Genomic DNA, 22,119 nt, shown 5'->3' on the forward strand with positions numbered 1-22,119 from the left:
CTTAGTCGAGCTGGGATTCACCGGCCCGGTATCCGATCCCCCGCACGGTGATCACGATCTCCGGGCGCTCCGGGTCGCGTTCGACCTTCGCGCGGAGCCGCTGCACATGGACGTTGACCAGCCGGGTGTCGGCCGCGTTGCGGTAACCCCACACCTCGTCGAGCAACGCCTCCCGCGTGAAGACGTGGGCGGGCCGCTTCGCCAGCGCCAGGAGCAGATCGAACTCAAGCGGCGTCAGCGAGAGTTCCAGCTGACCGCGCTTGACCGAGTGCGAGGAGACCGAGATGGTCAGGTCTCCGATCGTCAGCGAGTCGGTCTCACCTTCGCCAGGCAGGCGACGCAGCCGGGTGCGGATCCTGGCGACCAGTTCGGTGGCCTTGAACGGCTTGGCGACGTAGTCGTCGGCTCCTGCCTCCAGGCCGGCGACGACGTCGGCGGTGTCCGAGCGCGCCGTCAGCATCACGATCGGGACGCCGGACTCGGCCCTGATGTCGCGACAGACCTCGACGCCGTCACGGCCGGGCAGCATCAGGTCGAGCAGAACGAGATCCGGGCGGTAGGACCGGAACTCCTGCAGAGCCTCGAGCCCGGTCGCGATGCGGTGCGTCTCGAAGCCCGCCTGGCGCAGCACGATCTGCAGCATCTCGGACAGCGCGGCGTCATCGTCCACGACGAGAATCCGGCTCTTGCCCCTGTTGTCACCCACCTGCGCCTCCCTGCGTCGGCACCCATGCTAGCGGCAGGGCCAAGATCTAGACGGGGATCGGGGCCCGATTGCCTCCGGTGCTCAGCACCTGCTCGACGCCGGTGAACTGACGCGCGACATCGACGGACCGTGCCGCCCAGCCGGATCCGCGGATCGTCGCCAGGTAGCCGTTCGCCGCCCGGTCGAGCGCCGCTGCCGCGGCGCGCCCGCGGGAGTTCAGCGAGAACACGTTGGCCAGGCTCGGCGCCCTCGACACGACCGAGGCCGCGGAGGAACACGGGAGCATGACGTCGAGCAACGCCAGCAGGAGGACAGTCTCGTTGAGCTGGGCACCGGAGGTGCAGCCCCGCTGGACCCGGGTGGCGGCCTCGATGAGCGTCGTCTGGTGACGACGCCGCTCCTCTGCCTCCACGGCCTGCGCCGCTGCGCTGACGCCCGTCCATTCGGGAGGGTTGGCCGCCAGCCACTTCATCTCGGCGTCGATCGCCTCGAGTCTGGCCTTCGCGTCGTTCCAGGCGTCGCCCGCATCGCGGAGGCTGTTGGTGGAGTTCTGGTTCCTTCGGAGCGTCCCGTGCGCCACGCGGAGCGACCGCAGGCCGTTGAGAGCGGCCTGCTGGTTCTGCTGGGCCTGCCGGTAGGCCACCCCCCGCAGCCACGTCACGAGAGCCGGCTGCTTCAGCACCGCGGCGGAGGACAGCACCCACTCCACCTCGATGGCGTCGAGCATGCGCGCGCTGGTCCACATGCCGGTGAGCCGCTGGACCGCTGCGTCCACCTTCGCATAGGTGCTCATTCGTTGACCCTTCCGTAGGCGTCGACGACGCTCTGCTCGTAGTCGTCATAGCGGTAGCCGCTCTGGTTCATGCCGCTGCTGACGGCACCAGCCTCCTGGCCGGAGGCCTGCACCGAGGTGACCGACTCGTCGACGGCCTTGTTGTAGGCCGCGGCGGGGGCGGAGATGATGCCGAACATGCGCTCGCCGCTCTGGGTGCTGCTCATGTCGCGGATGATGGCGTCGGTGGAGTCGCTCAGCTCCTGCCACCGCCTGGAGTGCGCGTAGAGGGAGTCCGACGCGACGCTGAAGTCCGTGCCGCCCGTGGAACCGTAGGGAGCGCCGCCGACTCCCCCCTGCCCGGAGCCGGGGGTGTTGGCCGCCTGCGGGCCGCCGCCGAGGTTGCCTGACCCGTACAGCGGGGTCGACCCGGTGGTCGGGATGGGCGTGGGCTGGGGCGTGGTGACAGGTCCGGGAACAGGAGCGCCGGGGACCGGACCGGGAACCCACGGACCGGGGGTGGTCGTCGTGCCTCCTGGACCGGGGACGGTGGTTCCTGGGACGCCGCTCGCGATGGGACCCGACGGTCCCGTCCCGGGGTGGTGGTCGATCCGCCGCCGGGCAGCGGGACGCCGCCGGGACCGACCGTCCCCGGGGTGCGACCGCTGCCGCTGCGCGGCGTGTCGGGCACGCCGTCGCCGTCGGTGTCGATGAGTTCGTCGCCACCGACCAGGCGGCCGGCAGCGTCGAAGTACTGGGATTCGGCGTCCAGGTCGTAGCCGTTCGCCTTGAGCGCCTCGGCCATCGTCACAGGGTCGTAGGCCATGGCCCCGGCGCCGGCGGCCGTGACGCCGCCACCGGGCAGGGGTGCCGGCGCGTACGCGGCCGAGCTCACGGCCTTGGCGCCCTGCTGGGTCTGCAGCAGGGTCAGCGGCATGCCGCTGGCTCCGCTTCCACCCACACCGGCCGGAAGCAGCCCGAGCTGGGGGCCGCCCGCCTGCAGGCCTCCCACCGGTCCACCGACACCGCCGACGGTGGCGCCGGGTGCACCGGCACCCGCACCGGCGCCGCCCATTCCCATGGGCATCCCGGCGGGGCCACCACCGGCGCCGCCGTTCTTCTTGGCGCCGCGGGTGCCGGAACCGCGCACGGCCATGCCGGTCGCGCTGCGTCGGCGCCGCTCGTCGTCGTCATCCAGGGCCCCGTCGACGCCTGCCACGGCGTACTCGTCGTCATCGGTGCCCCACGGGTCCTCGAGGATGCGTCCGACGCCGTCGACCTGCACGTCGGCGCTCAGCTGCTGGTGCCCGAACGAGACGGCACCTGTCTGCGGGGCGGCCGATGTGGGCGCCCCCTGCGCTGCGGGCGCGGCCGCGCCGATGCCTGCGGCACCAGCCGCGAGCGCACCCGGAACCGGCCCGGTCAGCGAACGGGCCTTCACCTTCTGTGCGGGGACAACCTCCTGGTAGCGCAGTTCCGCCTCGTCGTCCGGAGCCTCCGTCGCACGGTGGGCGTCAGTCATGGCATCTCCTTGGTCAGGATGGACAGCAGGTCGGCGCGCGCCCGGGCGAGTTCGAACGCCAGACGATCATAATCACCGGCGACGTAGGTGGGGGCGTGTAGCGCGCATAGGCCCGCTCGTGGGCGTTCAGCACGGATTCGGCGATCTCGGGCATGCGTGCCTTGGTCAGCCAGCCTTTGTCGATCGCGATCGCGTCCGTGAGTCCCGCCAGCGACAGCGTGACGGTGACGTGGCCGTTCGAGCTGGAGGCGCTGACCTTGTCGCCCTCGAAGTCGGGCCACTCGACGTCCTCGGGGGCACGCGAATCGAGATCACGCATGCGCTCGCCGAGGATGTTGACGCGTTCGAGGACGTTCTCGTAGTCGTCCCAGGTCAGGCGCGGATCGAGCTCCGGCTCGGCCTGCTCCGGCCGGGCCAGCTCGGGGATCTCCCCCACGCGGGCATTGGCCAGGAAGAACGCCTCGGTGAAGGCGTCGTCGAGCGAGCGGGTTCCCAGCCGGTCCCGCCAGCGGGTCGAGAGCCGCACCCGGGTGAGGCGCCGCGTCTCCTCGTCGACCCAGACGCGCACCGCGCGGCGGGTGTCCGGGAAGCCGTGCGCGAAGTGCCACTCCCCTTCGATGTCCTGGGTCTCCTCGTCGTCGACCTCCGACAGCCCTTGCGGGGCCAGCAGCTCGTCGTCTTCCACGCTCTCGTAGCTCACCATCACCCTCCTCATCCGGCCTCAGTCTGCCAGAGCGGGGGTTCAGCAAAACCTCAGTTGAGGGCGGGTTCCTCGGCCCAGGTGGACCAGCGTCCCGTCGCGCCACCCATGCGGCGCAGCACGCGTCGCCACAGCCCCGCGGGGTCCCCGAAGATGTCGTCCGGACGCGCCCAGGCGCGGAACCAGGAGCCCCGCAGAAGCTCGTTCTCGAGCTGTCCGGGCGACCAGGCGGACAGGCCGATGAACGCCCGCAACTGGCTGAACGACGCGTCGAGCAGCTCCGGCGGGAAGCTCATGTCGACGATGCCGACGTCGCGGAGCAGCCGCTGCCAGCCTGGGGGTGCGGTGTCGCTAGTGGCGACCTCACCGAGGACGATGACGACCTCCCCGTTGACGGGTCCCCCTCCCAGATTCCCGGCAGTGGCCGCAGGTGCGGGACGAGTGTCGGCAGTGCTTCCGCCACGTCGATGTCGGAGGCGACGTTGAGCGTGACGCCGACGGTCCCCATGGGGCGGTGGTCGAGCAGGAGGATGACGGTGCGGTCGAAGTAGCCGCTGCGCCCCGGCTGGGTCGCGATCAGCAGCTGGCCGGCGGCGATCTCCCCTGTCTGCTCCATGAACCCGACTCTACCGGCGCACGCTGACACGTGCCCGTGGAAGGGCCCGTGCAGCGGCTCAGGCGCCGAGCTCCTTGATTCCATCGAACGCCTGGAGAACGGCGGCACTCCCCCCGACAACGCACAAGGCCCCTGTCAGCGAACTGACAGGGCCACAGGGGTGGAGGTGGCGGAATTGAACCCGCGTCCTTGAAGGATGAACCAGGTCTTCTCCGGGCGCAGCCGACTAGTCGTTTTCTCGGTCCTTGCGCTCACGTCGGCATGTCGCAAACGGACCCAGTCTCAGTTAAGTCCCGGCCGGCCCCTGAAACACAGGCCGTCCGGCAAGCCTTCTAAATGAGGCCAGACACCGGGCGGAAGGCACACCCGGGCTGACCCTTCGATCACTGATCAGGCAGCGAGAGCGAAGTTAGTGCGGTTGTTGTTGGCACTTATTGGTTTCCACACATCGTTAACGAGATAAGCGTGGGTCCTCGGCCCGCTTCTCCTGGGACTACCGCCCCAAGTCGAAACCAGTCACCCCCTGTTGAGTTGTCACGCAGCCCAGTCTAGCGCGTCATGGCGGGTCGCCCCGCATGCGCCTTCGGCCTGGCCAGCAGCATCGGCTCGACGGCGCCCGTGCTCGGCTTGCCGTTGAAGGCCCGCACGCTCGCCCAGATCGTCCCGCCGAACCAGGCCGCCCACGCGAGGCCGAAGAGCACGCCGCCGTCGAAGAGGATCGACAGCACCATCGCCGCGATGCCCACCACGGCCGCCGTGACCTGGAGGGAGAGGGCCCGCCCGGCCTCGAGCCACGTGTGGCTGCCGGGGGTCGCAAGGGTCTTCACGATGGCGGGCCCGACGAAGGAGGTGGCCAGCCCTGACAGGTGCGTGAGCCCGGCACCCGCATTCTCGGCAGGCGACGGCTCCCCCTTCGACCGCGGGGTGAGCACCATCGGTGCGACCCGCGCGATACCCAGCAGCGCCCGGTTCAGCGTCACCTTGTCGGGCGCCCCCAGCGCCTGGTCGAGGCGGCGGTCGAGCTCCAGCTCGCTCAACTGACCCGACGCGTAGGCGCCCTGCAGAAGCTCGACGGCGCGGTCGCGCTGTTGGTCGGTGATGAATCCAGGGTTCTGCGGGTACACGCTCATGCTTCCATGGTGCCCGCGGACGACGCCCGCCGAAATGAGGTGCAGCCCTGAGCCGACCCCGAATCCGCCGTCAGCGGCGGTTGTACCGGTTACGCACGGCCAGCGCGCGCTCGGCCTCACGCTTGGCGTCGCGGTCGGCGATGTCACGCCGCTTGTCCCAGTCCTTCTTACCGGTGGCGACGGCGATCTCGACCTTCGCGTAACCGTCCTGGAAGTACAGCGCCAGCGGAATCAGGGTGCGCCCGGAGTCCTTCAACTGACCGGCCAGCTTGTCGATCTCGCGACGGTGTAGCAGCAGCTTGCGCGTGCGGCGGGCGGAGTGGTTGCGCCACGTGCCGAACTCGTACTCGGGGATGTTCGCGTTGATGAGCCACGCCTCGCCGCCCTCGTCGACGGTGGCGTAGGCCTCCCCGATCGTGGCGCGTCCGAGCCGCAGGGTCTTGACCTCGGTTCCGGTCAGCACAAGCCCGGCCTCCACGACGTCACCGATCTGGTAGTCGTGTCGCGCCTTCTTGTTCTGCGCAATCAGCTTGCGTCCGGTCTCCCTGGGCATCGCCCCAGTATGTCACCGGTTGGTCAGCGGAACCACTTCGCCATGGGGTTCACAAGCTGCCCGTCGTCCCACACCATGAGGTGCAGGTGACAGCCGGTCGAGTACCCGGTGGAGCCGACGTAGCCGATCGTCTGGCCCTTGGAGACCTTCTGTCCGACACCGACGACGTAACGCTGGGCGTGGTTGTAGCCGGTCGTCACGTAGGAGCCGTTGACACGGCCATGGTCGATCATGAGCCGGTTGCCGTAGCCGCCGTTGTAGTAGCGCTCCGACACGACGCCCGCATTGGCAGCCTTGATGGGCGTGCCGCAGGATGCGCCGAAGTCGGTACCGTCGTGAAGCTTCCAGTAGCCGAGCACGGGGTGCAGGCGCATCCCGTAGTGGGAGGTGATGCGTGCCCCCACCGGCAGGATGAAGCCGGATCCGGAGGTGCTTCCGCCGCCCGCGCTGCCGGAGCCGCCGGAGCTGGAACCCCCGGATCCTGAGCCACCGGAGTTGGAGCCTCCGGAGTCTGACCCCTTGTTGGCCTCCTCCTGCTTCCTGCGCTCCTCTTCCTCCGCCTCCTTGCGCTTGCGCTCGGCTTCGGCCTGGGCGATCCGCTCCTGGATCCGGCGCTCGACGGAGTCGCTCTCGGCCCGCAGGTCGCGGTAACGCTTCTCCTCCGTGGCCACCTGGTTGGCGGCGGCGGACTCGGCCGCCGCGGCATCCTGGGCGAGCTGGTCGACCCGTTCCCGCAGGACGGCGGCCTCGTCGGCGGCGGCTGTCTTCTGGCGCAGCTGCTCGGCGGCGGCCTCCCGCGCTTCGGTGGCCCTCTGCTCGGCCTCGTCGGCGCGCTGCTGGGCGTCCTCGAGCGCCAGTCGGCGCGTCTCGAGCTCGTCGAGCTCGAGCATCGACGAGTCGAACAGCGTGTGGGCGAGCTGAGCCCGCTGATTCAGGTTGTTGGTGTCCAGCCCGTCGAACAGCATCGCCAGGTTGAGCAGCGGGCTGTTGTTCTGGGTGGTGACGAAGATCTCCTGGTCGAGGCGCCGGTTCACCGAGTCGAGCGCGGCCTGCGCTGCCGCGACATCCGCCTTCGCCCGCTCGAGATCCTTCTCCGCCTTCGCCAACTCCTCGGCCCGCTGCGCGTCGAGTTCCTCGGCCTTGTCCTGCTCCGACTGCGCGACGGCGAGAGCCGCCTCCGCCTCGGCGAGACGCTGCCTGGCTTCCTTCGCGGCCCGCACCGCACCGTCGTGGACGGCCTCCGCGTCGTCCACGGACGCTGACTGCGCAGCGATCTGCTGCTGGAGCTCACGCTTCCGGTCGTCGAGGTCGTCAGCGGCAGCGGGTGTCCAGGTGGTGCAGACGAGAGTCAGGGACGCGATCGCGGCGACGATGCCGGTCGTGACCTTCTTCATCGTCGTGCGGGACATGGGCAGAGGGGGAAGGTGCCAGGTCACGCGTAGCTCCAATCTCTACTAGATGCGCAGGTACTTGCGGGTGGCGAGCAGGGTCGGGACGATTGCCAACGCTATCCCAACGGCGGTGATGGTGCCCAGAGCGACGAGGAGTTCACCTGCACCGATCCATTCGACAGCGGGGATGGCGGGACGCGCCGTCTGGTCGATGATGAACCAGTAGGCAGCGACGAGGGCCGCCCCGGCCGCGACGACGCCGATCGCAGCGGCGATGAGCGACTCGAGCAGGAACGGCAGCAGGATGTAGACGTTCGATGCGCCGACGAGCCGCATGATGCCGATCTCGCGACGTCTCGTGAAGGCCGCCATGCGGATGGTGTTGGCGATCTGCAGCGCGCCGGCGAGCAGCAGCATCGAACTCATGATGATGGTGGCCCACTGGATGCCGCGGAGCCAGGTGAACATCGGGTCAAGGACGGACGCGAGATCCTGCACCGCCTGGACTCCCTGCAGTCCCTGGGCCTCGGCGACCACGCCCGCATAGTTCTCCGGGTTGTCGAACTTGACCCGGAAAGCGTCCTGCATGTCCTCGACGGTGCGGGTGCCGGCGACGGGGCTGTCTGCGTACACCTTCAGGAACTCGGCGTAGGCGACTTCCTTTGACTCGTAGACGACCTCGCTCACCTCGGGGTTCCCCTCGAGGGTGCGCTGGATCTGTTCGCGCTGGGCGTCGGTGGTGGCCTTGCCCGGCTCGCAGCGTCCACCCTGGGTCTTCTCCGTGCAGAGGAACACTGTGATGGAGATGCGCTCGTAGAGGCTGGCGCGTGCCTTGTCGACCTGCAGCGCCGTCATCACCCCGAGCCCCAGCAGGGAGAGCGAAACGGCCATCGTCACGACGACGGCGATGGTCATGGCCAGGTTGCGGCGAAGGCCGGACCAGGTCTCACGCAGGGAATGTCTCATCGAATAACTCCTCAGGCCGTCCCGTAGACGCCCTTGGCCTGGTCGCGCACCAACTCGCCGGAGCGGAGCTCCAGCACCCGTCGCCGCATCTGGTCGACGATCGTTGAGTCGTGCGTGGCCATGATGACCGTGGTGTCGGTCCGGTTGATCCGGTCGAGCAGCTTCATGATGCCGACGGAGGTCTCGGGGTCGAGGTTTCCGGTCGGCTCGTCTGCGATCAGGATCTTGGGACGGTTGACGAAGGCCCGCGCGATGGCGACACGCTGCTGCTCGCCACCCGACAGCTCCTCGCTGGGCCGGTTCTCCTTGCCCTCGAGGCCGACCAGTTCCAGCGTGTCCGGCACGATCTGCCGGATGCGCTTGGCCGGGGTGCCGATGACCTGGAGGGCGAACGCGACGTTCTCGTAGACGGTCTTGCCCGGCAGCAGCCGGAAGTCCTGGAACACGGTGCCGATCTGCCTGCGCAGCGCCGGAACCTTCCACCGGTTCATGGCGGTCAGGTTCTTGCCGGCGACGTACAGGGTTCCCTTGGTGGGCCGGTACTCGCGCAGGATCAGACGCAGGAAGGTCGACTTGCCGGAGCCCGACTGCCCCACGAGGAACACGAACTCACCCTTGTCGATCTCCAGGTTGATGTTGCGCAGCGCGGCGCGCTCCTGTCCTGGATAGAACTTGGTGACGTCCTCGAACGTGATCACTGGCTGCTCCGCTGGCGGGGGAAGGTAAAGCTGAGAGAATCTCAGTCGCCCACCGAGTGTATGTCAGCCGGCGCGAGGCGTCTAACCGAACACGCCGGTCAGATGAGCCGGGGTGCCGACCGTCAGGCCTTCTCGGCCTGCTTGCGCCAGCGGATGCCGGCGTCGATAAAACCGTCGATGTCGCCGTCGAAGACCGAGTCGGGGTTGCCCACCTCGTGCTCGGTGCGCAGATCCTTGACCATCTGGTACGGGTTCATCACGTAGGAGCGCATCTGGGCGCCCCACGAGTTGCCGCCGTCGCCCTTGAGCGCGCTCATCTCCTTCTCACGGTCCTGACGGGCCTTCTCGAGGAGGCGGGACTGGAGCACGCGGAGCGCGGCCGCCTTGTTCTGCAGCTGCGACTTCTCGTTCTGGCAGCTGACCACGATGCCCGTGGGCAGGTGGGTGATGCGGACGGCGGAGTCGGTGGTGTTGACGGACTGACCACCCGGGCCGGACGAGCGGAACACGTCGACACGGATCTCGTTCTCCGGGATGTCGATGTGGTCGGTCTCCTCCGTGACGGGGAGCACCTCGACGCCTGCGAAGGACGTCTGGCGGCGCCCCTGGTTGTCGAACGGCGAGATCCGCACCAGACGGTGGGTTCCCTGCTCAACCGACAGCGTCCCGTACGCGAAGGGCGCCTTGATGGCGAAGGTGGCGGACTTGAGGCCCGCCTCTTCCGCGTAGGACGTGTCGTAGATCTCGTGCGCGTAGCCGTGGCGGTCGGCCCAGCGGAGGTACATGCGCATGAGCATCTCCGCGAAGTCGGCCGCGTCGACGCCGCCGGCCTCGGCGCGGATGGTGATCAGCGCGTCACGCGGGTCATACTCGCCGGAGAGCAGGGTCCGGACCTCGAGCGCGGCGATGTCCTTGCCGAGCTTCACGAGTTCCCGGGACACCTCCTCACGTGCGTCGACATCGTCCTCCTCGGCGGCCAGCTCCAGCATCACCTCGGCGTCCTCGAGTCGGGACCGTAGCCCGACGAGCCGGTCGACCTCGCTCTGCTTCGCGGAGAGCTGGGAGGTGACGCGCTGAGCGTTGTCCTGGTCGTCCCACAGGTTCGGAGCGGCGACCTGCTCCTCGAGGTCCGCGATCTCGGTGCGGAGCAACGCCAGGTCGGCGACGGCCTCGATGCTGTCGAGCGAGTGTCCGAGTTCGGCGATACGGGAGGTCAGGTCTTCAATAGCCACAAGGCACAATCTTAGCCCGCCGCCGACGGTGCGAGAATGGACGCATCCGATCGAAGGGATACACACTGCCATGGGCGCCACCAAGACCCGCTTGAAGAAGGACCTCGTCGACGCGCTGCGCGCCAAGGACGAGGCCGCCAAGTCGAACATCCGGATGCTGCTCGGCGCCATCACCGTCGAGGAGGTCGCAGGCGACACCGCCCGTGAACTCACCGACGACGAGGAGCTGACGGTGGTGGCGAAGGAGATGCGCAAGCGCCGCGACTCGGCCGAGACCTACGCCGAGGCGGGTCGTCAGGAACTTGCAGACAAGGAGACGGGTGAGGCTGAGTTCATCGCCCGCTACCTGCCCACTCCCCTGACCCACGACGAGATCGTTGCCCTCGTCGAGGAGGCCGTCGCCGGGCTGGGCGAGCCGGCCACCATGAAGCACATGGGCGCGCTGGTGAAGGCGGTCTCCACCAAGGCCGAGGGCCGCGCGGAGGGCAAGGAGATCGCAGCGCTGGTCCGCGCGAAGCTCCAGGGCTGACCACGGCGTGGGCGCGGCTTGGCCGCGCCCTGCCGATGCGGCTAGCCTTGGCTGGCCCGGGCGCATAGCTCAGTTGGTTAGAGCGTCTGCCTTACAAGCAGGATGTCGGGGGTTCGAGTCCCTCTGCGCCCACCCAAAGTGTCTTACAGGAACACGCGACGTCGGAAGATGTGGAGTGGCCCCGTTTGGCATCCTCGCCTCCGATCGCCTCGTGGACAATGGTGGCGAACGGTTCCGCGAGGCGCGGGCGTAGCTGCTCGTCTTCGGTGATCTCCAACCGTGTGTAGAACGCTTGGTTCGCGAGCCGCCTGCTTCCGTCGTCCGAGTGCGCGTAGGCGCGGTGGGCGTCGGTGAGTAGCCGCAGGCTGTCGTGAAGGAACGCGCGACCGCCCGTGTGCTGTTCGTCGTGCTGGGCGAGGCGCTGCTCGACGTCTGCCAGCCCTGCGCGGATGCGGTCTTGATGTCGCTTGAGCGTCGGGAGGTCGATGGCGTCGGCAAAGTGTGCGGCCAGCAGCTTGTCACTCTCGGCTTCGAGGCGTGCCCGGTTCGCGGTGAGGTCGGCGAACTCCTGATCCCGCCCGGCACCGCGCTTGTCGAACGCGGCATCGACCTCCGCCGCGAGATGCCGGTAGTCGGCTTCGCTGATCGTGATCGAGGCGTAGGAGTCCTCGACGAGCCGTTCCGCAACCTGCACAGGCACCGCGCGACGGGTGCAGTTCGTCCTCTTCGCTGCACGGCCGGAACAGACGAAGTAGGCGTAGGTCGTGCCGCGTGGATTGGTCGCGAAGTCGAGCAGCATCCGTGATCCGCAGGTGCCGCAGTGCAGCAGACCCTTGAGATGGTGGGCGTGTTGCACGTGCCGAGTTGCCCGTGCATTGCGTGCCGTCAGCAGCGATTGCACCTGGTCGAACAGTGCGGGCTCGATGAGCGGTTCGTGCGCACCCGGGTGCAGTGCGCCCTTGTAGCGGATGACGCCTGCGTAGTACGGGTTCGTCAGCAGCTTGTAGAGCGTGTTCTTCCCCAACGGCTTCGAGGGCCGCTTCGGCGACGGCACCGTCATCAGGCCACGGGCGGTGAGGTCTCGCAACAGCCCGCTCACGGAGGTCTCGCCTTGGGCGTAGGTCTCGAATGCCCACCGGATCAGTGGAGCCCGTTCGGGATCGACCTGGACCGTCCGAACCTCGCGGCCTTGGTCGTCGGTGCGGCGTACGTTGAGGTAGCCGACCGGGGCACGCATCGGAGTACCACCCTGAGCGAGCTTCTGGGTGAGCCCCTTGGTGACCTCAGTGGCGAGGTTGCGGCTGTAGAACTCAGCGATGCTGGACATGATGCCGTGAACGAGCATCCCCGAGGGTGTCTGGTCGATGGACTCGGTCGCCGAGACGAGGGTGACCCCAGCGTTGATGAGGGCTTCGTGAATCTTCACATCATCGGCGCGGTTGCGGGCGAGCCGGTCGAGCTTGTGCACGATGCAGAACTGCACCCGCGAGGCGGCGATGAAGGCGAGCATGTCCCGCAACCCATCGCGATCCGCCGAACGCGCAGACTCCCCTGCGTCCACGAACTCCCGCACGACCCGCGCCCCCAGCTCGTCGGCCTTGCGCTGATTCGCGTCGCGTTGCGCGGGGATCGAGAAGCCCTCTTCGGTGCCGCCGCGCTCGGCCTGCTCCCGCGTGGACACCCGCAGATTGGACACCGCGAGCAGCACCGGGGCTTCCGCCTCGGTGCTGGCGTCAGTGGCGAGCGTGGTGGTCATTATGAGCCTCCTTCGTGGTGGAGCCGGGCGCTTCCAGCAGCAGAGATCATGGTGGCTGAACCGCTCGGCGCTGCGGGGAGGCTGACGGTCCCGGAAATTTCCCGGCACCGTCTGCGCCACCCAAGGTCAAGGGCTCGATCCTCTCGGGAACCGGGAGCCCGTATGGGTCCGGTTCGCCGTTGAGCCAGGCACGATGTCTGGCCTGGGCGATGTTCAACACCCACTCGATGAGCTTGCCGAGATCAGGCGCGTCTTGTCGCGTCACCCGAACCCGTAGGCGTCGATCCTCAGTCCTCATGACAGGTAGGTGCGCAGCACCTCCCAGAACGCGGATCGCCGAACAGGATTACTGCCCGACATACAGACCCTGTTCGAGACGACACGCCTCTTGCAGATCAAGGACCGTACTACTCCGTATGGAATTGTTTTGAGATCAGACTACGCTTCTTCGCGGTCCGGGAACAGGTAGAACGCGATCTTCGGCAACCTGACCAGCCCGCGCCCGAGCGCCGCTGTGAACAGTTCCTCCGCGAGGTGCTCGAACTCGGGAGCGAGGAAGCTGGCGGCCCCATCAGCCACCTCGGAGTCTTCGGCAGGGTCGTCGTCGCGGAGCATCACCACGATCGCCGCGCGGATGTCGTCGCACCAGTCCTGGGTCGCTTGCGCGAGCGGCTTGATCGCCCCAGCCACCCCGTCAGCCATGAGCCGGATCAATGCCTGACCTTCGCGACGGTCGAACAGGCGATCCAGCGCGGCGACGATGTGCTCACGCACGGCCTCGACCTCGGCACCTTGAGGTGTGGGGGTTCCGTCGAGGAACGCGAGGGTGCTGGCCCGCATGTGGCTGATCGCATCCAGGGCGAGCCCCTCCTTCCCCTTGCCGGGGAAGTGGTGGTACATACTCCCCTGTCCAATGCCGGAGCGTTGCTGGATCATCACTGGGCTCGTCGCTTCGAACCCGCGTTCCGACAGCAACGTGCATGTCGCTGCCACGAGCTTCTGCTTCGAGTCATACGCTGGACGCCCTGGACCCCGCCGCTTCTCCACCACTTTGATCACTCCTCTCCGCTGGGCGGCCGCGCCAGGCCACGCCGTCCAATTCCATACAGAGTAGTACGGACCTTGACCTGCAAGACGCGTGGTCACTCGAACGAGGTCCGTCGCAACGAGCGAAACTGACGAGCGTGGCAGCTGGGGAGGTTCGGCACTCTGCTCGCGGTCTGCGTGTTCCCGGCGGCGTGTCAGTGCGCCCAGATACGATGGGATGGTGCTGATGGCGGACCTCTTGGATGTCGCCGAGGTCGAGCGAGTTGCTGCCCTCGGTGGGCTTGATGTGCGCACTCAGAGCGAGCTTGGTCAGTTCTTCACGCCCGCAGCCGCGGCTCAGCTCATCGCTTCGATGCCCCGCTTACCCGAGGCGGGAACTCTGCGTGTGCTTGACCCTGGTGCGGGCTCAGGTGTGCTGGCCGCAGCGCTCGTCAGCCGTGCGCTATCGGAGCGACCGGGTCTGTCGATTGAGATCGTTGCGGTTGAGCGCGACCCTGCTGTGTTGCCGAATCTTCGTGCCACGCTCTCTGCGTGCGAGCACGTCGGCAGTGGCCGAGTCCACGCCGAGGCTGTCGAAGCGGATTTCATTCTCGACTCCGTCGGCTTGGGTGCATCTCTCAGCCTGGATGGCCAGTTCGATCTCGTGATCGAGAACCCTCCGTACGGGAAGCTGGCGGCGTCGAGCGCACATCGGACGGCCATGCGTGCTGCCGGAGTCGATGCGCCCAACCTGTATGCGGCGTTCCTTTCTCTGTCCATCGCCGCCCTCAGAGCAGGCGGTCAAGTCGTCGCAATCACTCCCCGCTCGTTCTTCAACGGCCCGTACTTCGGCGCGTTCCGTGCCCACTTGCTCGACTCGATCGCGCTTGACCGCGTGCACGTCTTCGATTCCCGCTCGACAGTCTTCGCCGATACCGGGGTCCTCCAGGAAAACGTGGTCTTCGCCGGCACCCGAGGAGCAACGCCTGGGGTCGTCGAACTCTCGGTCAGCCGCGACCATACCGATGACATCTCATCCCGTGCCGTTGCCTACGAGGAGGTCGTCTTCCCTAACGACCCCAACCGATTCATCCGGCTGGCGACCAATGCCGACGACACGGCTGTCGCCGACTTAGTGCTCTCCCAGCCGTGCTCGCTGACCGATCTTGGCGTTCAAGTCTCCACGGGCCGGGTAGTGGACTTCCGGTCACGCCATGCTCTGAGTGCCGTCGAGCAGCCGGACGCCCTGCCATTGGTCTATCCCGGCAACCTCCGGGACGGCAGCGTGCTCTGGCCACGAGAGATTCGTAAGCCCCAGTGGTTCCAACCTAGTGATGACAAAGACCGTGGCATGCTCCTGCCAGAGGGCTGGTACGCGGTCGTCAAGCGTTTCAGCGCGAAGGAAGAGCGCCGTCGGATCGTTGCGTCGGTCTGGTCGCCCGTGGACAACCCCGGCGAGGTGGCGTTCGAGAATCACCTCAATGTCTTCCATGTCGGTGGCCGTGGTCTAGACGAAGACCTCGCGAAGGGCATCGCCGTGTGGCTCAACTCCTCCGTCATCGACAAGTTCTTCCGGACCTTCTCTGGTCACACCCAGGTCAACGCCACCGACCTACGAGCATTGCGGTTCCCCACCGCAGTTGCGCTACGCGAGCTGGGCCGCAACGTGGTCGCGTCCCAGGTTGAAGTGGACTCCTTGGTCATGGAGTTGATCGCCGCATGAGCGAGTTGAGCGAGACGGCCCATGAGCGAGCGGAAGATGCGCGGATAGTCCTTGAAACCCTCGGCATGGACGCCGAGCGTAGCAACGAACGATCGGCGCTTGTGCTCCTTGCGCTTCTGCGCCTCACACCGTCCGAGTCCTGGGTCGAGGCAGCGAACCCGATGCTCGGCACGCGGGCGATCATGGACTTCATCCGAGACGAGTACGGCAAGGACTACGCGCCGAACAGTCGCGAGACGGTCCGGCGGTTCACGCTCCACCAGTTCGTGGAGGCACAGCTCGTAGCGCAGAACCCTGATGAGCCACAACGCCCAGTCAACTCCCCGAAGTGGAACTACCAGGTCACCGCCGAAGCGTTGGACGTCCTGCGTGCATACGACACCGACTCCTGGCAGTCGGCCGTCGATCAGTACCTCGCCGAGCTACCAGGACTCAAGGCCCGGTACGCAGCCGCGCGAGATATGAATCGCATCCCACTCACGCTCCCGGACGGTTCGGTTTTCACCCTCACCCCCGGCGGCCAGAACGTGCTCCTCAAGGCTATGGTCGAAGACTTCTGCCCCCGCTTCACCCCAGGTGGGCAGGTGCTCTACATCGGCGACGCAGGCGACAAGTGGGCGCTGTTCGAACGCGACACGCTCGCCTCGCTTAATGTCGCGGTCAACGAGCACGGCAAGATGCCGGACCTCGTCATCTACCTTCCGGACCGCAATTGGCTCGTACTCCTAGAGGCCGCAAGCTCCCACGGACCTGTCGACTCCAAACGACAAGCCGAACTCGCCGACCTGTTCGAAGCGTCAACAGCAGGTCTCGTCTACGTCTCCTGCTTCCCAGACCGAGCCGAGTTCCGCAAATACGTCGACAAGATCGCGTGGGAATCCGAAGTCTGGTGCGCTGACCACCCCACGCACATGATCCACTACAACGGCGAACGCTTCCTCGGGCCCTACGTCTGACCGTGGAATCATTGGGAGCAAGGCGGTCTTGCTGCTCCCAGTGAAAGAGGCTGACCGATACTGAAGAGCTGGCTGGAAGGATGCAAATGGTACAAGTCCGGGTCACGAGGGTTCAGTACAGCGATGGCCGCGAGGTCGACATCCCCGCCGAGGGTGTGGTGTTGCTGGTTGGGCCTAATAACGCCGGGAAGAGCCAGGCACTCAAAGATCTCGCAAACCTCGCCCGTGAACCTCAGTACAACGGTCGAGTACTCACATCGGTGGACTACGAGAAGGAGGCTGTGGCGACGATCGGAGAGTGGGTCGCCAGTCGTGTGCCTCAAATTACGCGGGATGGTGTTGATCGGTACCAAATCGAGGGCTGGGGAGAGGTCACCAGTCGAGATATCGAAGCCCAGTGGAATCAGCAGAACCTGAACGTCCTGACTTCGCTCTTTATTTTCCACGCAGATGGAACAACGCGGCTATCAGCGGGAGACTCTCAATCCAACCTGGACTTTTCTAGCGCAATCCCATCCCATCCTGTGCAACGCGCATATCTAGACTCAGTCATCGAGGAAGAGATCGACCGAGAAAGCCGGGGCGCGTTTGGGCTTGGCGTCACCGTTGACCGATACGCCGGTTCGGTGATCAGCTTGAGACTTGGGGAGCCTCCTTTATTTCAGCATGAGAAGGGTCGCCCCAAGGGTGAATATCTTGCGGCACTCAAAGAGCTTCCAAGGCTTGAGGAACAAGGAGATGGCGTCCGGAGCTACCTCGGACTAGTTCTTCATCTTGCAGCAGGTCGGCACCAGATTCTTCTGATCGATGAGCCGGAAGCCTTCCTCCATCCACCGCAGGCGCGGCGGTTGGGCTCGGTTCTTGCCGACAAGGCGCGTGCGCAACAGGTCTTTATAGCCACGCACAGCAACGATGTGCTTCAGGGTGCGCTTGAAGGTGGAGCTTCTGTAACCATCATTAGGGTGACGAGAGATGGGAACACTAACCACCCCGCAGTGCTACCTGACTCTGCTGTGAAGACGCTATGGTCTGACCCGCTGCTTCGCTATTCGAATGTTCTAGACGGCCTGTTTCACGATGCCGTCGTGCTTTGCGAGAGTGATGCTGATTGCCGGTACTATTCCGCCGTCCTGGACCACCTATCTACCAGCGAGGACCAGCAGATCGTCGGCCGAGAGGCTCAGCTTCTCTTCACGCATTGCGGAGGGAAAGCGCGAATGTCCTCGGTGGTGGACGCTTTGCGTGCGGTCAGTGTACCCGTAATTGTTGTCGCTGACTTCGATGTCCTGCGAAACCCTACTGACGTCGAGAGGATCGTTTGCTCGCTGGGCGGTGACTTTGCGAAGTACGAGGCAGACTTGAAGCGTGTCGGAAGTGCGCTGACCTCCGATGAGAAGCCTCTCCGAAAGCTGACTCTGAAAGATGAGTTGAATCGGCAGCTTGATGCACTTCCGAACGAAGTTCTTAGCCGCCAAGAGGTCGAATCAGTTCGCGCCCTAATGAAAGCTGAGTCTGGCTGGGATAAGGCGAAACGGTCTGGGCTGCAAGCTGTCCCACAAGGTGACGCCTATCGGGCATGTGAACGGCTGCTAGCAGGGTTACGAGAGATAGGTCTCTGCGTAGTTCCGGTGGGGGAGCTTGAGCGCTTCGCGCCTAGCGTTGCTGGGCACGGCCCTTCCTGGGTATCCGCTGTACTTGAGCAGAAGTTGCATGAGTCGCCAGGACATGATGCCGTCGAATTCGTGAAGGGTATCCGCGAAGTGGCGAGTTAGGGCGTAGGTATGCGCTGCTCACTGGGTCTTCGCCCACACCGTGCCCCGGTGAACCCCGAACCGCCGCGCCAGTGTGTTCACGCTGACTCCCTGCGCGCGGGCTGTTCGCATAGCGTCCACTTCGCTGTCCGTGAGGCGGGTTCGAGGTCGTTTACTTGGTTCCGCCGACGCGTCGATCAGGGGGTCGTCCGGCTCTCCGACAGGGGTGGCATCCTCGCGGATGCCCTGATTCCACACGGAAGCTAGCCTCTCGACCCGCAGTCGCGTGTTCCCGTAGCGTTCGATGGAGCCCACCACGGTGTGGAAGCCCGCCGTGCACGGTCTCTTGGCGCTGCCGGTGAAGCCGCGTATCCGGGTCCCTAGCGTCGACGATGACGGAGATTGAATCACTTTCCGGAAACAGAAGTGGCCGACCAGTCATTCGGCTGGTCGACCACCTCTGTGAGTCTCGCGGCTGGGATCAGCCGTTGACCTCCGTATACAGATCGGTCCACTTCGACACGACGTCGTCGCGGTTCTCCGTCAGCCACTTCACGTCACGCTCGACCCACGTAACCTCGGCGTGCTTCGGCAGGAACTCGGAGTTCACCTCGGCAGTCGTGGTCATGCGGACGGTGCCGACGGCCTCACCGAACGCCACCTGGCCCTCAGGGCTCATGATGTAGTTGATGACCTTCTTGGCGAGATCCGGGTTCGGGCCACCCTTGATGACGGCCGTGCCGAACGCGGAGGCACTGGTGCCCTCCTCGGGGTACTGGAGACGGATGTTCTTGGCCCCGCTCTTGATGAGGGAGGCGACGCCGTCCTCGTAGGTCAGGCCGACGACGTATTCGCCGTCCTCGACGCTGCCAAATGTCGCCGACGACGAGCCGGCGATGACGACGTCGTTCTCCAGGAGGCCCCTGATGAAGTCCCATGCCTCGGGCGAGTCGTTGCCGAACACGGCCATGATGTTGGAGATGTTGTTCCAGGCTGACGACGACGAGGTCGGGTCGGCCATCACGATCTTGCCCTTGAGCGCCGGATCGAGGAGGTCCTCGTAGCCGTTGATCTCGAGGCCGAGTTCCTTCTCGAGGTTGTTGTTGACAGCGAACGCGACGCTCGACAGGTGGTCGACGTTGTAGAAGCCGTTCGGGGACTTGTACGCGGCCTGCACGTCACCCTCGTGCTCCGAGAGCCAGTGCTCGAAGATCTCGGTGTGCTTGTCGCCGTCGGCGGTGTCGAGGCCGCCCCACATCATGTCGCCCTGCGGCTTGCCCCGGCGACGGTGAGCACGGCCCTCCCGTCGCGGAACTCGAGGAGGCCGTTCATCACGTTGGAGCGACCGATGAAGGTGGCGACGAAGAGGTTGCAGGGCCGGTGATACAGCTCTTGCGGGGTCCCCAACTGCTGGATGACACCGTCCTTCATGACGGCGATGCGGTCGGAGACCGCCATGGCCTCCTCCTGGTCGTGGGTGACGTAGACGGTGGTGGTGCCCACCTCGCGCTGGATCTCCCGGATGACGTCGCGCATCTCGATGCGGAGTTTGGCGTCGAGGTTCGACAGCGGCTCATCCATGAGCAGCACGTCGGGGTTGGTGACCAGTGCTCGGGCCAGGGCGACCCGTTGCTGCTGCCCGCCCGAGAGCCGGTCCGGCATCTGATCGGCCCAGCGTTCGATCTGGACCAGCTTGATGAATTCCTCGGCTTTGTCGCGCACCTGGTCCTTGGGGAACTTCATGTTCCGCAGTCCAAACTCGACGTTCTTGCGCACGCTCAGGTGAGGGAAGATGGCGTAGTTCTGGAACACCATGCCGATGTGCCGCTTCGAGGGCTCCATGTCGTTGATGCGCTGGTCGTTGAAGTAGAAGTCACCGCCCTCGATGGTGTTGAAACCGGCGATCATGCGCAACAATGTCGTCTTGCCACAGCCGGACGGCCCCAGGAGCGTGAAGAACTCCCCCGGTTCAATGTCCAGGTCGAGGCCCGGGATGATCGTCGTCTCGCCGTAGCGCTTGACGCGACGACAGGTCCGCTGGATCCCGCCGAGGGTCTTCCTGGTCAGCATGCGCAGCCGGACGGCGATCAGGGGCCCATTGGTGGGATCGAGGAAGCGGTGCGGGGCCACCGTTCGGATGAGACGGTCGCCCCTGTAGCCACGCGCCGCACGGATCGCGGCGATCTGCGCATCCTTGCCGAAGTCGTTGACCAGTTCACGATCCCTGGCCTCGAGGAGCCGCTGCAGGGCGTCGGCGTCGATCCGGCGCTCCCCACCAGAGCGTTCATGCTGGCGACTAGCTCGGCGACGCTGCGGGCCTGCAGGAAGTTCTCGCCGTCATCAAGGAACCGCTGCACCGGACCGGGCGCACCCTTCCTCACTCTCCCGAGCACCTGAGGGACGGACCTGGCTGTCAGGTCGGGGTTCTGTTCCGAGCCGGACAGGGCGAACTCCTTCTCGATGACCTTGCGGGTCAGCACGAACCACGAGTGGTCGGCCCCGGTGCCGCGCAGGTGCGACAGGGTGCCGAGCGTGTCGAACCCCGGAAAGCAGGGGGCGGGCAGACGGTTGCCGTCGGCGTCGAGCCAGATCGACGACGGCCCGGGCAGGATCCGGATCCCATGGCCGGGCCACACAGGCGAGTGGTTGGCGATGCCCTCGGTGTAGTGCCACATCCGGTCGCGGTTGACGATCCTGGCGCCGGCCTCCTCACTGATGGGCAGCATCGAGCCGTCGACGAACGCCGGCACACCGACGACGACGTCGCGCGGCATGGCGCCCAGCCGTTCGGGCCAGTACTGCCGGATCAGGTCCAGGTTCGCTCCGACACCGCCCGAGGCGACGACGACCGCGCCCGCCGCGATCTCGAAGTCACCCACGACGTCCCGGCTGCTGGCGACCGCCCGCTCCGCGCCGTCGTCGGCCAGTCGGCATCCGCGGACCCCTGTGACGGCGCCGTCGGTCACGACCAGGCCGGTCACCTTGTGGCGGCCGAGGATGGTGAGCCGTCCGGCGACCTGGGCCTCTCGGCAGGCTCTCTCGAAGGGCTCGACGACCCCGGGACCGGGGCCCCAGGTGATGTGGAAGCGGGGCACCGAGTTGCCGTGACCGGTGGCCCTGCCGTCACCGCGTTCCGCCCAGCCGACGACGGGAAAGAACCGGACCCCACGCCCATGCAGCCAGGCGCGCTTCTCCCCCGCAGCCCATTCGACGTAGGCCCTGGCCCTCTGCGCCCCGCCTGCACCAGTTCAACCGTCGGCAGAGGCCCCCGGGCCCCGTCCGGGGAACGACCGGGTCCGCCCCGCGATCACCCGACGCCGGGGCTCAGACGATCGCGGCCGCCGTCTCCGCGAGGATGCCGAGGCCGAGCACGATCATCACGACGCCCGAGAGCCGCGTGACCGCCCGGCTCGCCGTCGGCCTGGCGCTGAGCAGTCGCCGTGCCAGGAGCGACACCACGAGATAGATGACGGCGATGTCGACGATGTGGAGGCCGCCCAGCACCAGCATCTGCGCCGTGGACGACCAGCCGTCCTGGACGATGAACTGCGGCAGCAGCGCCAGCAGCAGGAGCATGCCCTTCGGGTTGGTGCCGCTGACACCAACGCCGCGCAGGAACTGCTGCACCCCCGAGTCGGCGAAGATTCTTTCCCTGCTGCAGGAGGATGGCCGGTTGAGCATGACCGACCTGGCCGCCCGGGTGGGGCTCAGCCTGTCGTCGAGTCACCGCCGGGTCAGGGACCTGGAGGCCTCGGGTGTCATCGAGGGGTACCGCGCGCTGGTGCCGCCCCGCGCCGTCGGGCTGACCTTCGAGGCGCTGGTCTTCGTCACGATGGCCAGGACGGACCTCGAGACGGTGGCCGCCTTCGAGGACGCCGCGGCAGCGGAGCCGGCCATCGTGACCGCACAGCGACTCTTCGGCGAACCCGACTACCTGTTCCGGGTGCTGGCCCGCGACCTGACGCACTACCAGGAGATCTACGACACGCGACTCGGCGCCCTCCCCGGGGTGCAGCGGCTCACCTCGACGATGGTGATGCGGAACTTCGGCGGCGACGGCACCGTCCCGATCCCCTGATCCCACTTCCCCGC

At 66.5% G+C, this 22,119-nt stretch carries 24 protein-coding genes, 1 tRNA gene and 1 other RNA gene; 6 read left to right on the plus strand and 20 right to left on the minus strand.

Annotated elements, in window-relative coordinates:
* Position 1: 1 nt before the first annotated feature.
* The 14 genes from mtrA to prfB form a co-directional block, all read right to left on the minus strand.
* Complete coding sequence (gene mtrA / locus H9L22_RS06070; RefSeq protein WP_226966158.1) at positions 2-706, minus strand: MtrAB system response regulator MtrA; 705 nt, start codon at positions 704-706, stop codon at positions 2-4.
* A gap of 46 nt (positions 707-752) precedes the next feature.
* Positions 753-1,499: a hypothetical protein gene (locus H9L22_RS06075; RefSeq protein WP_187722004.1), complete on the minus strand. Its 747-nt coding sequence runs from the start codon at positions 1,497-1,499 to the stop codon at positions 753-755.
* On the minus strand, positions 1,496-1,705 hold the full coding sequence (locus H9L22_RS06080) for a hypothetical protein (protein ID WP_187722005.1): 210 nt from the start codon (positions 1,703-1,705) through the stop codon (positions 1,496-1,498). The genes H9L22_RS06075 and H9L22_RS06080 overlap by 4 nt, the downstream gene beginning before the upstream one ends.
* Positions 1,706-1,734: 29 nt before the next feature.
* Positions 1,735-3,000 (minus strand): hypothetical protein, encoded by a 1,266-nt coding sequence (locus tag H9L22_RS06085; protein ID WP_187722006.1) that lies wholly within the window; start codon positions 2,998-3,000, stop codon positions 1,735-1,737.
* Between the two features lie 13 nt (positions 3,001-3,013).
* Entirely contained in the window at positions 3,014-3,700 is a 687-nt protein-coding gene (locus tag H9L22_RS06090; protein WP_187722007.1) for a hypothetical protein, read from the minus strand.
* Between the two features lie 53 nt (positions 3,701-3,753).
* Positions 3,754-4,110 carry a YqgE/AlgH family protein gene (locus tag H9L22_RS19615; protein WP_187722586.1) on the minus strand — a complete coding sequence of 119 codons (357 nt, stop codon included), beginning with the start codon at positions 4,108-4,110 and terminating at the stop codon, positions 3,754-3,756.
* Complete coding sequence (locus H9L22_RS19620) at positions 3,993-4,316, minus strand: YqgE/AlgH family protein (protein WP_187722008.1); 324 nt, start codon at positions 4,314-4,316, stop codon at positions 3,993-3,995. Before H9L22_RS19620 ends, H9L22_RS19615 begins: the two co-directional genes overlap by 118 nt.
* Positions 4,317-4,474: 158 nt before the next feature.
* Positions 4,475-4,840: a transfer-messenger RNA gene (gene ssrA, locus H9L22_RS06105) on the minus strand.
* Positions 4,841-4,864: 24 nt separating this feature from the next.
* Positions 4,865-5,446, minus strand: a complete 582-nt coding sequence (locus H9L22_RS06110) for a DUF1707 and DUF4870 domain-containing protein (protein ID WP_187722009.1) — start codon at positions 5,444-5,446, stop codon at positions 4,865-4,867.
* 70 nt (positions 5,447-5,516) lie between these two features.
* Positions 5,517-5,999, minus strand: a complete 483-nt coding sequence (gene smpB, locus H9L22_RS06115) for an SsrA-binding protein SmpB (RefSeq protein ID WP_187722010.1) — start codon at positions 5,997-5,999, stop codon at positions 5,517-5,519.
* Positions 6,000-6,022: 23 nt separating this feature from the next.
* On the minus strand, positions 6,023-7,408 hold the full coding sequence (locus H9L22_RS06120) for a M23 family metallopeptidase (RefSeq protein ID WP_187722011.1): 1,386 nt from the start codon (positions 7,406-7,408) through the stop codon (positions 6,023-6,025).
* Positions 7,409-7,453: 45 nt separating this feature from the next.
* Positions 7,454-8,356: a permease-like cell division protein FtsX gene (gene ftsX, locus H9L22_RS06125; RefSeq protein WP_187722012.1), complete on the minus strand. Its 903-nt coding sequence runs from the start codon at positions 8,354-8,356 to the stop codon at positions 7,454-7,456.
* Between the two features lie 11 nt (positions 8,357-8,367).
* On the minus strand, positions 8,368-9,054 hold the full coding sequence (ftsE, locus tag H9L22_RS06130; RefSeq protein ID WP_187722013.1) for a cell division ATP-binding protein FtsE: 687 nt from the start codon (positions 9,052-9,054) through the stop codon (positions 8,368-8,370).
* A 122-nt stretch (positions 9,055-9,176) separates the two neighbouring features.
* Entirely contained in the window at positions 9,177-10,286 is a 1,110-nt protein-coding gene (gene prfB / locus H9L22_RS06135; RefSeq protein WP_187722014.1) for a peptide chain release factor 2, read from the minus strand.
* 70 nt (positions 10,287-10,356) lie between these two features.
* Here prfB and H9L22_RS06140 point away from each other — a divergent pair, with 70 nt between their 5' ends.
* Positions 10,357-10,815, plus strand: a complete 459-nt coding sequence (locus tag H9L22_RS06140; protein ID WP_187722015.1) for a GatB/YqeY domain-containing protein — start codon at positions 10,357-10,359, stop codon at positions 10,813-10,815.
* 58 nt (positions 10,816-10,873) lie between these two features.
* Positions 10,874-10,947: transfer RNA gene (locus H9L22_RS06145), tRNA-Val, on the plus strand.
* Here the strand turns inward: H9L22_RS06145 and H9L22_RS20375 are convergent.
* Together H9L22_RS20375 and H9L22_RS20055 are read right to left on the minus strand one after the other, a co-directional pair.
* Positions 10,907-12,571 (minus strand): recombinase family protein, encoded by a 1,665-nt coding sequence (locus tag H9L22_RS20375; RefSeq protein WP_187722587.1) that lies wholly within the window; start codon positions 12,569-12,571, stop codon positions 10,907-10,909. The genes H9L22_RS06145 and H9L22_RS20375 overlap by 41 nt on opposite strands.
* Before the next feature lie 438 nt (positions 12,572-13,009).
* On the minus strand, positions 13,010-13,912 hold the full coding sequence (locus tag H9L22_RS20055) for a TetR/AcrR family transcriptional regulator (RefSeq protein ID WP_320060598.1): 903 nt from the start codon (positions 13,910-13,912) through the stop codon (positions 13,010-13,012).
* On the opposite strand from H9L22_RS20055, the gene H9L22_RS06160 reads away from it, so the two are divergent.
* From H9L22_RS06160 to H9L22_RS06170, 3 genes are all read left to right on the plus strand, one after another.
* Positions 13,845-15,320, plus strand: a complete 1,476-nt coding sequence (locus H9L22_RS06160; protein ID WP_226966277.1) for an Eco57I restriction-modification methylase domain-containing protein — start codon at positions 13,845-13,847, stop codon at positions 15,318-15,320. The two genes, H9L22_RS20055 and H9L22_RS06160, sit on opposite strands and share 68 nt — an antisense overlap.
* Positions 15,317-16,276 carry a BsuBI/PstI family type II restriction endonuclease gene (locus H9L22_RS06165; RefSeq protein WP_187722017.1) on the plus strand — a complete coding sequence of 320 codons (960 nt, stop codon included), beginning with the start codon at positions 15,317-15,319 and terminating at the stop codon, positions 16,274-16,276. The genes H9L22_RS06160 and H9L22_RS06165 overlap by 4 nt, the downstream gene beginning before the upstream one ends.
* An 86-nt stretch (positions 16,277-16,362) precedes the next feature.
* On the plus strand, positions 16,363-18,048 hold the full coding sequence (locus H9L22_RS06170; RefSeq protein WP_187722018.1) for an ATP-dependent nuclease: 1,686 nt from the start codon (positions 16,363-16,365) through the stop codon (positions 18,046-18,048).
* 460 nt (positions 18,049-18,508) lie between these two features.
* Here H9L22_RS06170 and H9L22_RS06175 read toward each other — a convergent pair whose 3' ends face one another.
* The 4 genes from H9L22_RS06175 to H9L22_RS06185 form a co-directional block, all read right to left on the minus strand.
* Positions 18,509-19,288 (minus strand): extracellular solute-binding protein, encoded by a 780-nt coding sequence (locus tag H9L22_RS06175; RefSeq protein WP_187722019.1) that lies wholly within the window; start codon positions 19,286-19,288, stop codon positions 18,509-18,511.
* Complete coding sequence (locus H9L22_RS18635) at positions 19,285-20,157, minus strand: ABC transporter ATP-binding protein (RefSeq protein ID WP_406707813.1); 873 nt, start codon at positions 20,155-20,157, stop codon at positions 19,285-19,287. The genes H9L22_RS06175 and H9L22_RS18635 overlap by 4 nt, the downstream gene beginning before the upstream one ends.
* Positions 20,115-21,206 carry an FAD-binding dehydrogenase gene (locus tag H9L22_RS18640; protein WP_344676392.1) on the minus strand — a complete coding sequence of 364 codons (1,092 nt, stop codon included), beginning with the start codon at positions 21,204-21,206 and terminating at the stop codon, positions 20,115-20,117. Before H9L22_RS18640 ends, H9L22_RS18635 begins: the two co-directional genes overlap by 43 nt.
* A gap of 145 nt (positions 21,207-21,351) precedes the next feature.
* Positions 21,352-21,654, minus strand: a complete 303-nt coding sequence (locus H9L22_RS06185) for a LysE family transporter (protein ID WP_344676304.1) — start codon at positions 21,652-21,654, stop codon at positions 21,352-21,354.
* Between H9L22_RS06185 and H9L22_RS06190 the strand changes: the two genes are divergently transcribed.
* Positions 21,617-22,105, plus strand: a complete 489-nt coding sequence (locus H9L22_RS06190) for an Lrp/AsnC family transcriptional regulator (RefSeq protein ID WP_264292561.1) — start codon at positions 21,617-21,619, stop codon at positions 22,103-22,105. The two genes, H9L22_RS06185 and H9L22_RS06190, sit on opposite strands and share 38 nt — an antisense overlap.
* Positions 22,106-22,119 lie beyond the last annotated feature (14 nt).

This window comes from Tessaracoccus defluvii, from assembly GCF_014489575.1.
In the GTDB taxonomy this organism is placed as follows: Bacteria; Actinomycetota; Actinomycetes; order Propionibacteriales; family Propionibacteriaceae; genus Arachnia; species Arachnia defluvii.